This is a genomic window from Parafrankia discariae (assembly GCF_000373365.1).
In the GTDB taxonomy this organism is placed as follows: Bacteria; Actinomycetota; Actinomycetes; order Frankiales; family Frankiaceae; genus Parafrankia; species Parafrankia discariae.
Map to the genome: position 1 here is coordinate 175,879 of NZ_KB891208.1, position 13,781 is coordinate 189,659.

At 72.4% G+C, this 13,781-nt stretch carries 12 protein-coding genes; 7 read left to right on the plus strand and 5 right to left on the minus strand.

Translation table 11 applies throughout. The annotated features are described in order from the left end of the window. Positions 1-15: 15 nt before the first annotated feature. Both B056_RS0112190 and msrA read left to right on the plus strand, forming a co-directional pair. Positions 16-1,308 (plus strand): PhoH family protein, encoded by a 1,293-nt coding sequence (locus B056_RS0112190; protein ID WP_026239612.1) that lies wholly within the window; start codon positions 16-18, stop codon positions 1,306-1,308. A gap of 274 nt (positions 1,309-1,582) precedes the next feature. Continuing rightward, positions 1,583-2,248: a peptide-methionine (S)-S-oxide reductase MsrA gene (gene msrA, locus B056_RS0112195; RefSeq protein ID WP_018502146.1), complete on the plus strand. Its 666-nt coding sequence runs from the start codon at positions 1,583-1,585 to the stop codon at positions 2,246-2,248. Between the two features lie 75 nt (positions 2,249-2,323). On the opposite strand, the gene B056_RS0112200 is transcribed toward msrA, so the two are convergent. Then, a complete protein-coding gene (locus B056_RS0112200) occupies positions 2,324-2,986 on the minus strand; it encodes a JAB domain-containing protein (RefSeq protein ID WP_018502147.1) in 663 nt (220 codons plus the stop codon). 167 nt (positions 2,987-3,153) lie between these two features. Here B056_RS0112200 and B056_RS0112205 point away from each other — a divergent pair, with 167 nt between their 5' ends. Together B056_RS0112205 and B056_RS0112210 are read left to right on the plus strand one after the other, a co-directional pair. Then, positions 3,154-3,726: a hypothetical protein gene (locus tag B056_RS0112205; RefSeq protein ID WP_230202957.1), complete on the plus strand. Its 573-nt coding sequence runs from the start codon at positions 3,154-3,156 to the stop codon at positions 3,724-3,726. A 99-nt stretch (positions 3,727-3,825) separates the two neighbouring features. Then, on the plus strand, positions 3,826-4,050 hold the full coding sequence (locus B056_RS0112210; protein WP_020572462.1) for a hypothetical protein: 225 nt from the start codon (positions 3,826-3,828) through the stop codon (positions 4,048-4,050). A gap of 72 nt (positions 4,051-4,122) precedes the next feature. Here the strand turns inward: B056_RS0112210 and B056_RS0112215 are convergent, their stop codons facing one another. Beyond that, positions 4,123-5,577 carry a hypothetical protein gene (locus tag B056_RS0112215; protein WP_018502150.1) on the minus strand — a complete coding sequence of 485 codons (1,455 nt, stop codon included), beginning with the start codon at positions 5,575-5,577 and terminating at the stop codon, positions 4,123-4,125. Between the two features lie 510 nt (positions 5,578-6,087). Between B056_RS0112215 and B056_RS0112220 the strand changes: the two genes are divergently transcribed. Beyond that, the gene (locus B056_RS0112220; RefSeq protein WP_018502151.1) at positions 6,088-6,744 is read left to right on the plus strand and encodes an adenylate kinase family protein; all 657 of its coding nucleotides are present in this window, start codon (positions 6,088-6,090) and stop codon (positions 6,742-6,744) included. A gap of 55 nt (positions 6,745-6,799) precedes the next feature. Here the strand turns inward: B056_RS0112220 and B056_RS0112225 are convergent, their stop codons facing one another. Beyond that, positions 6,800-7,381 (minus strand): hypothetical protein, encoded by a 582-nt coding sequence (locus B056_RS0112225; RefSeq protein ID WP_018502152.1) that lies wholly within the window; start codon positions 7,379-7,381, stop codon positions 6,800-6,802. A 499-nt stretch (positions 7,382-7,880) separates the two neighbouring features. On the opposite strand from B056_RS0112225, the gene B056_RS0112230 reads away from it, so the two are divergent. Next, a complete protein-coding gene (locus B056_RS0112230; protein ID WP_018502153.1) occupies positions 7,881-8,432 on the plus strand; it encodes an NUDIX domain-containing protein in 552 nt (183 codons plus the stop codon). Between the two features lie 662 nt (positions 8,433-9,094). Next, positions 9,095-10,201, plus strand: a complete 1,107-nt coding sequence (locus B056_RS0112235; protein ID WP_195905898.1) for a DUF3616 domain-containing protein — start codon at positions 9,095-9,097, stop codon at positions 10,199-10,201. Positions 10,202-10,283: 82 nt separating this feature from the next. On the opposite strand, the gene sthA is transcribed toward B056_RS0112235, so the two are convergent. Then, the gene (gene sthA, locus B056_RS0112240; protein WP_018502155.1) at positions 10,284-11,702 is read right to left on the minus strand and encodes a Si-specific NAD(P)(+) transhydrogenase; all 1,419 of its coding nucleotides are present in this window, start codon (positions 11,700-11,702) and stop codon (positions 10,284-10,286) included. A gap of 596 nt (positions 11,703-12,298) precedes the next feature. Beyond that, positions 12,299-13,690 (minus strand): class II fumarate hydratase, encoded by a 1,392-nt coding sequence (locus B056_RS0112245; protein WP_018502156.1) that lies wholly within the window; start codon positions 13,688-13,690, stop codon positions 12,299-12,301. Positions 13,691-13,781: the final 91 nt, after the last annotated feature.

A 13,781-nucleotide genomic window follows, 5' to 3' on the forward strand; every position in this document is an offset into this window, starting at 1 on the left:
TAAGCGGGTGGGCGTGTGCCACGAACGCATGTCGTCGACACAAGCGTGCTGCTCTCTGATCCTGGCGCGCTGCTGCGGTTCGCGGAGCACAATGTCGTGCTCCCCCTGGTCGTCATAGGGGAGCTGGAAGGTAAGCGGAACCACCCGGAGCTGGGTTGGTTCGCCCGGGAGGCACTACGCATCCTGGACGACCTCCGGATCCGCCACGGCCGGCTGGATCAGCCACTGCCGTTGGAGACCGGTGGGACGCTCCAAGTGGAACTCAACCACACCGACTCGTCCGTGCTTCCACCGGGGTTCCGCGTGGACGACAACGACTCCAGGATCCTCTCGGTGGCCCTCAACCTGGCGCGTGAAGGCGCCGAGGTGGTGCTGGTCACGAAGGACCTGCCGCTGCGTGTGAAGGCATCCGTGGTCGGGCTCGCCGCGGAGGAGTACCAGGCCCTGTCGCCGGTGGACAGCGGCTGGAGCGGGATGGCGGACCTCACCGTCAGCCAGGACGACCTCGACCGGCTCTACGCCAAGGAGCTCGTCGAGGTCGCGGAGGCGGCCGACCTGCCCTGCCACACCGGCCTCGTGCTCACCGCGCCCGGGGGGAGCGCCTCGGCGCTCGGCCGGGTCACCGCCGACAAGTCCATCCAGCTCGTGCGCGGCGACCGGGACGCCTTCGGGCTGCACGGCCGCTCCGCGGAGCAGCGGGTGGCCCTCGACCTGCTCCTCGACCACGAGGTCGGCATCGTCTCCCTCGGCGGCCGCGCGGGCACGGGCAAGTCCGCCCTCGCCCTGTGCGCCGGCCTGGAGGCGGTCATGGAGCGCCGGCTGCACCGGCGGGTCGTCGTCTTCCGCCCGCTCTACGCCGTCGGCGGCCAGGACCTCGGCTACCTGCCCGGCAGCGAGAACGAGAAGATGGCGCCCTGGGCACAGGCCGTCTTCGACACCCTCGGCGCTCTGGTGTCGCCCGAGGTCATCGAGGAGATCGTCGACCGGGGCATGCTCGAGGTGCTGCCGCTCACGCACATCCGCGGCCGCTCGCTGCACGACGCCTTCGTCATCGTGGACGAGGCGCAGTCCCTGGAACGCGGGGTACTGCTCACCGTCCTGTCCCGGCTCGGGCAGGGCTCGCGGGTCGTCCTCACCCATGACGTCGCCCAGCGCGACAACCTGCGGGTCGGCCGTCATGACGGGGTCGCCTCGGTCATCGAGACACTCAAGGGCCACCCCCTGTTCGCCCACATCACCCTGACCCGCTCCGAGCGGTCCCCGATCGCCGCCCTCGTCACCACCATGCTCGAGGACCTGGTCCTCTGAGCGGGCCCAACCGGCCGAACTAGCCCAGTTTGGCCTAACCACCCCAGACCCCGCCCCGAACCACCCCACCCCGGCGACATCGGGGCGCCCCGGCGGCGGCGACTCGCTGAACCGTGGCGGGTGGGAGAGCCCACGGGCTCTCCCACCCGCCACAGATCTTTCGGCGGGCCGGGGCCCGCCCCGGCCGGGGGCCCGCGGGGGTGTTGGGTGGGGCGGGAACTTGGCGGGGGGTGTGATGGTTGTGTCTGTCGGAACTCCCCGGAGGTGGTTCGCGATGTTCTTCGGTCGCCACAAGACGACCCTCCCCACTGCCGACCAGGCCCTGCCCGGCCGCGGCACACCGATCTTCACCGGCCCCGACCGGCACACCGTCCTCGGCACGTCCCTGCTCGGCCCCTTCCCGGAGGGGCTGCGCACGGCGGTGTTCGGGATGGGCTGTTTCTGGGGTGCGGAGCGCAAGTTCTGGCAGGTCCCGGGGGTGTACTCGACCGCGGTGGGCTACGCGGGCGGGATCACGCCGAACCCGACCTACGAGGAGGCCTGCTCCGGCCAGACCGGCCACACCGAGGCCGTGCTCGTCGTCTTCGACCCGGCGAAGGTCAGCTTCGACGAGCTGCTGCGGGTGTTCTGGGAGGGCCACGACCCGACCCAGGGCATGCGCCAGGGCAACGACGTCGGCACCCAGTACCGGTCGGCGATCTACACGGACGGCGCGGACCAGGCCGCGACCGCGCAGGCGAGCCGGGACGCCTTCCAGCGCGTTCTCACCGCGGCCGGCTACCCGGAGATCACCACGGAGATCGCGCCCGCCGGCCCGTTCTACTACGCCGAGGAGTACCACCAGCAGTACCTGTCGGACGCCAAGAACCCGCACGGGTACTGCGGTCTGGGTGGCACCGGCCTGTCCTGCCCGGTGGGCGTCGCCGCCGCGGACAGCTGAGCGCCGCAGGCCCGGGGGATCGCCCCGGGCCGGTGGGCGTGGGTCCCGCCCGCGGGGTGGGTCCGGCCTGCGGGCTCAGGCGTCCACCACCCGGCGCCACGTCTCGTCGGTGATGATCACGTGGTCGAGGAAGCGCAGGCCCAGCAGCGCGGCCGACTCCCGCAGCCGGGTGGTGACCCGGCGGTCGTCCGCGCTCGGCTCGGGGTTGCCGTCGGGGTGGTTGTGGGCCACGCCGAACGCCGAGCCGCCGCAGCGCAGCACGTACCCGAGCAGGTCGCGCAGGCCCAGTGGGCTGTGGCCGGACGTGCCCTGGGTGAGCAGCCTCGCCCGCAGGACGGCCGCGTTGCCGTCGCAGACGACCACGACCACCCGCTCGCCGCGCAGGCCACGCAGCAGCGGTGCGGCGGCCTCGGCCAGCGCCGCCGTGCTGGTCACCCCGGAGACGCCCGCCGCCGGGGGCCGGGCGCGCCGGCCCAGGTGGAAGGCCGCGCAGACCCGGGCCGCCTTCGCCGGTCCCACCCCGGGCTGACCGATCAGCTCCTGCGGGTCGGCCCGGGAGAGCTCGTACAGCCCACCGTGGCGCGCGATGAGCCGCCCGGCGAGATCGACCGCGTCACATCCGGGCGTGCCCGACCCGAGCAGGAGCGCCAGCAGCTCGCGGTCGGCGAGCGCCTCGGCGCCCGCGGCCAGGACCCGCTCGCGTGGCCGTTCCCGCGCCGGAAGATCCTTCACCCGCATGGCTACCCCGTTCATGGGCGAGTGACATCACGAGCCGGGCCCGCCGGGCCCGACGCCGTATCACGGTAGACGGCGGGTACGACGGGTTCCGCCAGTCGCGGCGCCCCGGGGTATCGCAACGTCGCGGGGCGCCTGCGCGTCTGTTCTGTGCCTGCACACTTCGGCGCGTGGGGGAACATGTGGCTCGCCGTAACAACGACCACCGGACGTGGGACGAACTCAGCCGCCCGGAACAGCGGATCGGGCTGGCCCTGCTCGCCGCCGTCGGGCTCGTCGCGGTGATCGGGGTGTGGTTCCTGATCGGTGGTGACGGCGCGGACGCCGAGACCGGCGCGGCCGCGCCCCCGACCATCGATCTCGAGGCCGAGCTGGCCGACTGGTACCAGTCCACGTCGGCGGTGCGCACGGACGTCGCCCGGGCGGCGACCGACGTGCGCACCCACATCGGCGCGAACGACGGGATCTCGCTGCGGCCGGCCTGCGAGGTGCTGGACCGGGCGTCCCGGGACGCGACCGCGCTCCCGGCCGCGCCACTGGACTCGGTGGCCCGGAGCTGGTCCGACGGTGCCGCGGCCTACGCGGGCGCGGCGCAGGCGTGCGGCAACCTCTTCGACGGCACGCCCGTCCCGCCGGCCACCCTGCTGGCGCGCACGACGTCCGCCCTCGACCAGGCGGACGGCCTGTGGGCCCGGCTGGCGTCCGACCTGGGCGAGCCCGCCCTGGTGGTCCCCCCGGACTGACCGGCCCGGTCGGTGCCGGCGGCATGGCTCCGATGCTGCGACACTTCGGCTGATGCGCGCGCCGCCGGCATCTCGCCGCCGGGCGAGGGCACCGCGCACGTGCACCTCACCGACCTGCCCGGCGAGTGGCTGGTGCGCCTGGCCGGCCCCGCCGTCACGGTGACGCCCGAGCACGCCAGAGGGGACGCCGCGCTGCGGGGGCCGGCCGGGCCCGTCCTGCTCGCGTTGTGGGGGCGGCTCGACCCGGCCGCTCCCGGCCCGCGCGGGGCCGGCCTCGCCGTCCACGGCGACGCGCCCGTCCTGACCGCGCTGCGGCCGGGTTGAGCAGGGGAGCACAGCGGGAAACAGCAGCGGGAACAGGAACGAAAACAGGAGCTGGCGCGGAAGCGCCGCCGGCTACGAACCGGCGGTGGGCCGGCGGAACAGCGTGGCGGTGGGAGCCGCGGCGGTCAGCGTGGCCTTGGCCGGCGTGAAGAGGAAGGACTTCTGCGGCAGGCCGTCCGGACCGAGGAAGAACGCCTGCTCGATCGAGTCGACCTGGATGCGTGCCCCGGTGTCGTACCCCTCGCCGATCAGCCGGGTCGCCTGGATGGAGGCGATGTCCTCGGCGACGGTGCCGGGCGGGAGCGCGATCGCGGTCTGCGCGGGGGAGTCCCGCTGGATGGACCACGCCGGGTACACGCCGCTGGAGCGGAACGTGTTGGGGTTGCCGGACAGGCGGACGCCCACGGACAGCCCGACCCAGGCGTCGTCGGTGTTCGGCTGGCCCAGCGTGCTCTTGCGGATGACCAGGTACAGGTAGTTGCGGGGGTCGCTGATCAGGTCGGTGGACGATGCCTCGGGGGCCTCGGTCACCTTGCCCTCGCGGTTCACCTCCTGGGCCATCACCCAGTACGTCCACGGGTTGCGGTCCATGGCCCGCTCGCGGGCCTCGTCCGCCTGGTCCAGCGGCTCGCCCAGGGCGAGCGAGAAGCGCATCTGGCCGTCGGTCCGGTCGCACATGTTGTTGTTCAGCGTGCAGGTCTGCAGGACGGGGTGGGTGCCCTCGAGACGTCCGGTGAACGGGGCCTGGACGTGCTCGGGCGCCTGGATCACGGCACTGCCCGGCACGGCGTTGCCGGCGGCGTCGACCTCGACCTGGTAGGTCCACTCGATGTCGGTGGTCCGCCCCCAGCGGGCCATCAGCGCGGGAGTGGACGTCCCGCCGTCCTCGTTGCTCCAGACCATGGAGTAGGTGATCAGTCGGTGCCCGGAGACCGCGGTCGGGGCCTCGGAGTAGAAGGCGACGAGCGGGGAGTCGGTCAGGGCGTTCTGGAAGGGGCCGGTCGCCGGCGTCCCGGGCAGGAGCGCGGGGTTGACCGTCGTGCGCCCGTAGATCACCGGGGCGTTGCGGGCCGCCGCGTAGTGCGGGTCGCCGGCCGCGATCGTGCGGAAGGCGAAGTCCGACAGCTTCGCCGTGGACGACCCCTGCGGGGAGCGGTCCCCGGCGAACAGCAGTCGCAGGTTGTGCTTCCCGGGGGTGAGCGCGCCGAGGGCCAGGCCGTGCCGGGTCGGGAACGACGCGGGGATCACCACGTCCGTCGTGTAGGTGCCGTCGACGAACACGGAGACCACGGCGGACTCGGAACCGACCGTTCCCCAGGAGGCGCCCGGGGCGGACGTGGTCACGTCGAGCACGACCTCGCCCGCGTTGTCCACGCTGAACGGGACGGTCGTCTCGGCCGCGCGTTCGAGCACCACCTCGGCGGGCGCGGCGGGCGCGTCACCGCCCGAGTCACACGCCGCGACGGTCACGGCGAGCAGGGCGGCGGCAATCCCGCCACCGAGCAGCCGGCGAATTACCCCAGGCACCCGATTCTCCTTCTGTGATCCGGGAGCACCCGCCGCGCCGCGGCCGTCCCACCCGTCCCGAATCGTCACGCGATCCTGCGTTTGTCCATCCTGACGTCTCAGTCGCGTTCGGTCGCAGCCGCCTCCCCCTAATGGGGGGTGCCATCCTGGGGGATTCAGCCGGTGGGTGCCCGCCGGGCCGCTCCCGGTCGGGGGCGCGGGTGGGGTCCGGACGTCCGCGAGCGGGGTGGCCACCGCCACGGGTGGCGGATGTCGCGCGCCGCGACGGCCGGGAATCCCTCCTAACGTGCCCGCGGCGGACGCGGGGGCGCAGGCCGGTCCGGCATCATTCTTGAGGGGTACGCGCAGCAGGGGCGGGTGGGAACGTGGGCGCGTGGGACAGCCGCCCGGAGCCGGAACGCTCGTACCCATGGCGCCATCGGCAGCCAGATCAGGGCTCCCCGCCGCACGGGTCGTCGGCTGGGTGGGGAGCCGCCCGACCACAGGCCGTCGAGCACGCGGGGAGGCACCGTGCGCAAGTTCGTGATCATGGGCGTGCAGGGCAGTGGGAAGGGGACGCAGGCGAAGCTGATGGCCGACGAGCTCGACCTGGTCCACATCAGCGTGGGTGACGTGTTCCGCTGGAACGTGCAGAACCACACCAAGATCGGCGCGCAGGTGCGGCGGATCGTGGCCAGCGGGCACCTGGTGGGCGACGACCTCGTCGAGTCGGTGGTCCGCACCCGCCTCACCGAGCACGACTGGAACTACGGGTTCATCATCGACGGCTTCCCGCGCAACGCCCGGCAGGCGGAGTTCTTCCTGGAGAGCTACGACATAGACGGCGTCATCTACCTCGACCTGCCGGACGAGGAGGTCGTGCGCCGGGTGCTGGCCCGCCGGCTGTGCTCGCGGTGCGGCCTCGACTACAACCTGATCGCCAGCCGCCCGCAGATCGAGGACACCTGCGACGTCTGCGGGGGCGCGCTGGTGACCCGCTCCGACGACAATCCGGAGGCCCTGGCGGTGCGGCTGTCGGAGTACCACGCGAAGACCCGGCCGGTGATGGAGATCTTCCAGCGCAAGGAGCAGGTCGCGGTGGTCGACGCGCGGCGCTCCGTCCTGGAGGTCCAGGCCGAGATCCGCGACCAGTTCGCCCTGCCGTCGCCGCGCGCGATGGCCCGGTGACGGACCGCCCGGCGGTCCCGCTTCGGCCCGGCGGTGATCCGCCGGGCCGGTCGAACTACTGCTTCTGGAAGACGGCCGCGATCGCGTTCGCGGAGCCGACGCCGGCGGCCCCGATCGTCCCGGTCACGCCCTTGCCCCGGAACTCGATCGAGCTGGCGATGCCGGCGACACCGACGTCCCGGGTGATCTCGTACCCGGCGGCCGGCAGCGCCTGGCGGTAGAAGGCGCGGGCGGCGTCGCTGTCCACACCCTCCATCGTGAACGTGGAACGACTGCCGGCGGTCGTCCCCACCTTCACGGTGGCGCCGGGCGGGATCGGGAAGTCGGGCGGGATGTTCGTGCCGCGCAGCGCCTCCGCCCCGGTCGCCGTGTCGACCCGGCCGACGCCGGGCAGCGACGTCGGGAGCGCGGTCGGGATCGACGTCGGCAGGGAGGTCGGCAGCGACGTCGGCAGGCCGCTGGGCAGGCTGGTCGGAAGGCTGGTGGGCAGGCTCGCCGAGGGCCGCGGGACGTCCAGGTCGCTGTCGGAGCCGTTGCAGCCGGCGAGGGTGACGGCGGCCACGGCCGCCAGCCCCACCGCCAGCAGCCTGCCCCGGCATACCCGCCGCCCGACCTGGGTGAGGGTGATGTTCGGCATGCCCGGTCCTCCCCGTGCTCGTGATCGTGCCGTGCCGCCGTGGCCCGTCATGCGGCGGATCCACACAAGATCGACTGAGGACACCCTAGCGGCACATCGTCCGAACCCGTCGCATCGTGTCACGAACGCGACGGCGCCCCGCATCCCGGAACTCGGACCCCCGTGAACCTCCCGTGGATCTCCCGACATCCCCTGCGAACAAGTGGATTGGGCCGGGGACAACCAGGGGACAGGGAAGTACATGCCATCCGGAGGCGGGACCACCGTCGCCCCGGGCCCGGTGTCGGCACGCGCTGTCGGCGCGGCTCGCCGGGGCTCGGCGGGCGGCAGGGTCGCGCGATTCCGACGACTGATCGTCAGGCCGGCTGGGCATGGCGTTTTAGCCCACTGTGCCCACATCATCCATACGTGGAGTCAGGGAGTGTGTACGGAGACAGTCCGATAAGTGTCACCCCGTTTGGGGGGTGTCTTGGGCGGCTTACCCCTGTACGTTCCTTTTGTGGCGGTCACGAACAACGCGGTGATCGGTGTTGCGCTGGGGTACATCGAGGCCAACCCCGACGAGACGGACCTACTACGCTCGCTGATCGTGCTCGCGCTGCACGGGCCGGCCATCGTCACCCGCACCACGACTCCGGCCCATGTGACGTGCAGCGCGGTGCTGGTCTCGCCCGACTGGCGGGTGCTGCAGACCAGGCGGCGTCCGGCCAGGAACTGGCGGCTGCCGGGCGGGCACATCGACCCCGAGGACCAGTCGCTGCTCGGCGCCGCGCTGCGTCATCTCGCGGCGGAGGCCGACATCGAGGCGAACGGCCTCATCCCGGCGAGCGTGCTGCCGGTTGACGTGACGGCCCATCCCATCGACGCCGTCCCCGCGCTCAGCGAGCCCGAGCACGTGCACTACGAGGCCACCTTCCTGCTGCATGTCGACGACCGCACGCTGCCCGAGCCGTCGGCCCGGGGGATCTCCCGTCGCTGGGTGAACCTCGCCGACGTCCGCGGCAAGCTCGGCGACAAGCTCCGGCTGGCCTCCAACCGCGCCGAGGTCTGACCGCTCCGGGCGGCCGAGAGCAGCCCTGAACGGCCCCAGGACACCGTGTTCAGTGATGTGACGGGTCCGGGTCGGGGTCGTTTCCCGACCAGGGCGTCGACCGGCCTGGTGGCGGTGGCCGGTGAAATGCGCGAAACAATACGCGCACCGCTCTTCCCGTGCGCCCCGGCCGCCGCTACACACAACTGGTGGCAGCGCGCGGATCCGGCCGGTGGGGACGGCCGATCCTGTCGGCGATGGTCATTCGCGCTGGTCAGCCGCATCGCCTGCGCCTCGATACGGGCCCAGGCCACGGCGGGCCCGTCCGCTCCCGGTACGGCCCCCGCCGCGCCCTCCGCCCGCGATTCCCCTCGGGCGGACGGCGCCGGAGCCGGCCCGTCGAGCACCCTGTCGGCCCGTCTCCTGACCGGAGTCGGGGGGTCGGTCAGCTAAAGATCCGAGTAATACGGATTGATTTTTAGCTGAAAGTGATTCGGTCAGCGTTGCCGCTCCCGCCCGGACAGCTCCCGCCGGACCGGGAGAACGTCCAGGCCAGACATCCAGGCCAGACGTCCAGACCGGATGTCCTGTCTGGTCCTGGGCAATGTCCGGCTGACGGCGGGGCACGGTCGTAGGCTCCTGGGACGGGTGCCGGCGGCCGGGTGCCGGTGAAGGGGAGCGGCGTGGACACGATTCCGATCCGGTTCGTCGACGACCACAAGGTGCTCGACATCGCCGAGTCACTGTCGACGGTGCGCCACGACGGCAGCCACCTGTGGCTGGGCGGCGACGAGACGGTGACGATCGAGCGGGTGACCCGCTCGGCGGACGGCGGCAGCTACGGCGAGCACGTGAGCTTCGAGGTGAGCGACTTCCTGGAGCTGCCCGAGCCGGCCGACGCCGACGGGGTCGTGCCGGAGATCGACATCGAGGGTCTGGACCTCGCCGGCGGGTACCTGTGGTTCACCGGGTCGCACGCCCGGACGCGCAAGCGGGTCCGGGCGGAGCACGCCACCGAGGCCGCACTGGCCCGGCTCGCCAAGGTGAGCAACAACGCCAACCGGCACATCATCGGCCGGATACCGGTCGTGGACACGCCCGACGGGCCCGTGCTGGCCGCGTCGGCGCCGGACCCGACGAACCCGGGTCGGAAGCTGACGGCGGCGGCCCTGGGCCTGCGCAAGAGCACCCGGATCACCCGCGCGCTGCGCGACGACCCGCACCTGGGGCCCTTCCTAGCGATCCCCAGCAAGGACAACGGCCTGGACATCGAGGGCCTGGCCGTCGTGGGGGAGCGGATCTACCTGGGCCTGCGGGGCCCGGTGCTGCGCGGCTGGGCGGTCGTCGTCGAGCTGCGGCTGGCCGGTAGCGACGGCCCCGACCTGCTGCTCGCCCCGCTCGACGACGGCCTCTACCGCAAGCACTTCCTCGACCTGGGTGGCCTCGGGGTGCGCGACATGATCGCCCACGGGGATGACCTGCTCGTCCTCGCCGGGCCGACCATGGACCTCGACGGCCCGGTCCGCATCCACGCCTGGCGGGGCGCGGTGCGGGCGGAGACCTCCGTCGTGGTGCGTGGCACCGCCCTGGAGGAGATCATGGACGTCCCCTACGGCGACGGAGTGGACCACGCCGAGGGTATCACCCTGATCCCCGATCCGGAGGGCTCCGGCGGGCAGGCGCTGCTGGTCGTCTACGACAGCCCGGCCCCGCACCGCCGCCGGCACCGCCACGAGATCGTCGCGGACGTCCTGCCGCTGCCGCCCGCGGGTGGTCAGCCGACCGGCTGACGCCAGCCGGTCGGCGGTGCCAGCCAGCCGGGCGGTGCCAGCCAGCCCGGCGGTGCCAGCCGGCCGACCGCCGCTCGGGCCGTCAGATGTGGCGGCCCGAGATTCGGGCCACCGCCCGCATCTTGTTCATCGCATCGAGCGCGGCGACCTTGTAGGACTCCGCCAGGGTCGGGTAGTTGAAGACGGTGTCGACCAGGTAGTTGACCGTCCCGCCGCAGCCCATCACGGCCTGGCCGATGTGGACCAGCTCGGTGGCCCCGGTGCCGAAGACGTGGATGCCGAGCAGCCGGCCGTCCTCGGGGCTCACCAGGAGCTTGAGCATGCCGTAGGAGTCGCCGAGGATCGCGCCGCGGGCCAGCTCGCGGTAGCGGGCGATGCCCACCTCGAAGGGCACCGAGCGCTCGGTGAGCTCGTCCTCGGTGTTGCCGACGTAGGAGATCTCCGGGATCGTGTAGATGCCGATCGGCATCAGCTCGGCCCGCATCCCGGTGGCCGGCTCGCCGCACGCCGCGTAGGCGGCCAGCCGCCCCTGCTCCATGGACGTCGCCGCCAGGGCCGGGAAGCCGATCACGTCGCCGACGGCGTAGATGTGGTCGACCTCGGTGCGGAAGTCCGGGCCGACCAGGATCCGGCCGCGGTTGTCCGCGGAGAGGCCCGCGTTCTGGAGCTGGAGCACCTCGGTGAGCCCCTGCCGCCCGGCGGAGTACATGACGGTGTCGGCGGGGATCTTCTTGCCGCTCTCCAGCGTCGTGAGGGTGCCGCCGTTGTGGCGTTCCACGGAGACCACGGACTCGCGGAACCGGAAGGTCACCGCGAGGTCGCGCAGCTGGTACTTGAGCGCCTCGATGATCTCCAGGTCGCAGAAGTCCAGCATCCGGTCGCGCCGCTCGACGACGGTCACCTTCGTGCCCAGCGCCGCGAACATCGAGGCGTACTCGATGCCGATGACCCCGGCGCCGACCACGACCATCGAGCCGGGGATCCGGTCGATGTCGAGGATCTGGTCGCTGTCGACGACCGTGCGGCCGTCGAAGTCCACCGAGTCGGGCCGGGCCGGCCGGGTGCCGGTGGCAATGATGATCTTGTTGGCGCGGACCTGTCGCTCCTCGACGCCGCCCGGGCCGCGCACGCTCACGGTGTTCGGGTCGAGGAAGGTGGCGAGCCCGGAGAGGACCTGGACCCGGTTGCGGGTGAGCTGGCTGCGGATCACGTCGATCTCGCGGCCGATCACGTGCTGTGTCCGCGCGGAGAGGTCCGCGACCGTGATCTCGTCCTTGAGCCGGTAGCTCTGCCCGTAGACCTCTCGCTGGGCCAGGCCCGTCAGGTACATGACGGCCTCGCGCAGCGTTTTGGACGGGATGGTGCCGGTGTTGATGCAGACCCCGCCGATCATGTCCCGCTTGTCGACGACCGCGACGCTGCGCCCGAGCTTGGCCGCGGCGATGGCGGCCTTCTGCCCGCCGGGCCCGGAACCGATGACAAGGACATCGACCTCGTGCACGTCGTTTCCCCCTGTCATTTATCGTGTCGCGCCGAGGCTATCCGCCCGGGGGGCCCGGAACCCCCGGCGATCGGTGTTGTTACGCCGTTTTCTCGCCCAGGTCCCCAGAACGTCACACCTGTCGCGCCATGTCGTGGCTTGCGTTCCCATCGTCACACGCCGACGTGGGGGACGGCGTGGTCCCCCTGTGCTCACCCGGGCCGCCCCGGCCGGTGGCCGGCGGAGCCCGAAAATCCGAGCGGCGACCCGTAACGAAAGCCGGGCCGCCTCGTTGGACAGGGCATCGGGGGTCGCGGGGGTCGTGGAGGCTGGCTGGGGGGTCTTCCACGGCTCTCGCGACGGGGTTGTGCCGACCTGCCGTGGGGATGGCGTGCTCCCGGCCAGCTGGCCGGGAGCGCAGGCGTCGGCATCGGGACCCGGCTCCCGCACGTTCGTGGAGCCGGGTCCGTTCCTCGCCCCGCCTGATCGAGCGCACCGACGGGCCGGGCGCGCCCGAGGGTGCCGGCGGCACGGGGCGCGCGCCCGCGGGCGTCCGCCACACGGGTGCGGTCACCGGTCCGTCCCACCGGCCCGACCTACGGGTGGGTGCTCGGTGCCTACGGGTGCGTCATCGACAGGACGTCGAGGGCGCTGTCCAGCTCGGCCTCGGTGAGCTTGCCGGCCTGGACGTACCCGCGCTCGATCACGACCTCGCGGATCGTCTTCTCCTCGGCCAGCGACTGCTTGGCGACCTTGGCCGCCTCCTCGTAGCCGATGTACTTGTTCAGCGGCGTCACGACCGACGGCGAGGACTCCGCGTAACGGCGGCAGCGCTCGACGTCCGCCACGATGCCGTCGACGCAGCGGTCGGCGAACAGCCGGCTGATCGTCGACAGGATGTGGATCGACTCGAGCAGGTTGCGGGCGATGACCGGCAGCATCACGTTGAGCTCGAAGTTGCCGGCCGAGCCGCCGAACGCCACCGCCGCGTCGTTGCCGATGACCTGGGCCACCACCTGGCAGACCGCCTCGGGGATGACCGGGTTCACCTTGCCGGGCATGATCGACGACCCGGGCTGCAGGTCCGGCAGCCTGATCTCGCCCAGCCCGGCCCGCGGGCCCGAGGACGCCCACCGCAGGTCGTTTGAGATCTTGTACAGCGACACCGCGATCACCCGCAGCACGCCGGACGCCTCGACGAGGCCGTCCCGCGAGGCCTGGGCCTCGAAGTGGTTACGGGCCTCGGTGAGCGGCAGCCCGGTGCTCGCCGCCAGCTCCTCGATGACCGCCGCGGAGAACCCGGGCGGGGTGTTGATACCGGTGCCGACCGCCGTGCCGCCCAGCGGCAGTTCGCCGATCCGGGGCAGCGCGTCGCCCAGCCGCTCGACACCCAGCCGGACGGCCGCCGCGTACCCGCCGAACTCCTGGCCGAGGGTCACCGGCGTCGCGTCCATCAGGTGGGTGCGCCCCGACTTGACCACCTCGGCGAACTCGGTCGCCTTGCGCTCCAGCGAGACGGCCAGGTGGTCGAGCGCGGGGATCAGCTCGTGCACGATCCCCTGGGTCGCCGCCACATGGATCGAGGACGGGAACACGTCGTTCGACGACTGCGAGGCGTTCACGTGGTCGTTCGGGTGAACGGCCCGGCCGAGCCGCTCCGAGGCGAGCGACGCCAGCACCTCGTTGGTGTTCATGTTGGACGACGTGCCGCTGCCGGTCTGGAAGACGTCGAGCGGGAACTGGGTGTCCCAGTCTCCCCGGGCGACCTCGCCGGCGGCCTCGGCGATCGCCGAGGCGATGTCACCGTCGAGAACGCCGAGCTTGGCGTTCACGGTCGCGGCCGCGGCCTTGATCCGCGCGAGCGCGGCGATGTGCGCGCGCGAGATGCGCTGGCCGGAGACGGGGAAGTTCTCGACCGCCCGTTGCGTCTGCGCTCGCCACTTCGCCGCGGCCGGCACCCGCACGTCACCCATGCTGTCGTGCTCGATGCGGTATTCCTGCTCGCTCATGACTCGTGCTCGCTCATGCGCCGATCTCCCGAGATGTCCGTCGACCTTGATCTGGCTTGCCGCCGATCCGGCTGTCCGCGGAACTCTCCCG

Bases quoted from the DNA above. Each gene is read 5' to 3' on its own strand.
- B056_RS0112225 (WP_018502152.1), bottom strand. From the start codon at position 7,381: ATGCCGAACATCACCCTCACCCAGGTCGGGCGGCGGGTATGCCGGGGC.
- msrA (WP_018502146.1), top strand. From the start codon at position 1,583: ATGTTCTTCGGTCGCCACAAGACGACCCTCCCCACTGCCGACCAGGCC.
- B056_RS0112245 (WP_018502156.1), bottom strand. From the start codon at position 13,690: ATGAGCGAGCAGGAATACCGCATCGAGCACGACAGCATGGGTGACGTG.
- B056_RS0112200 (WP_018502147.1), bottom strand. From the start codon at position 2,986: ATGCGGGTGAAGGATCTTCCGGCGCGGGAACGGCCACGCGAGCGGGTC.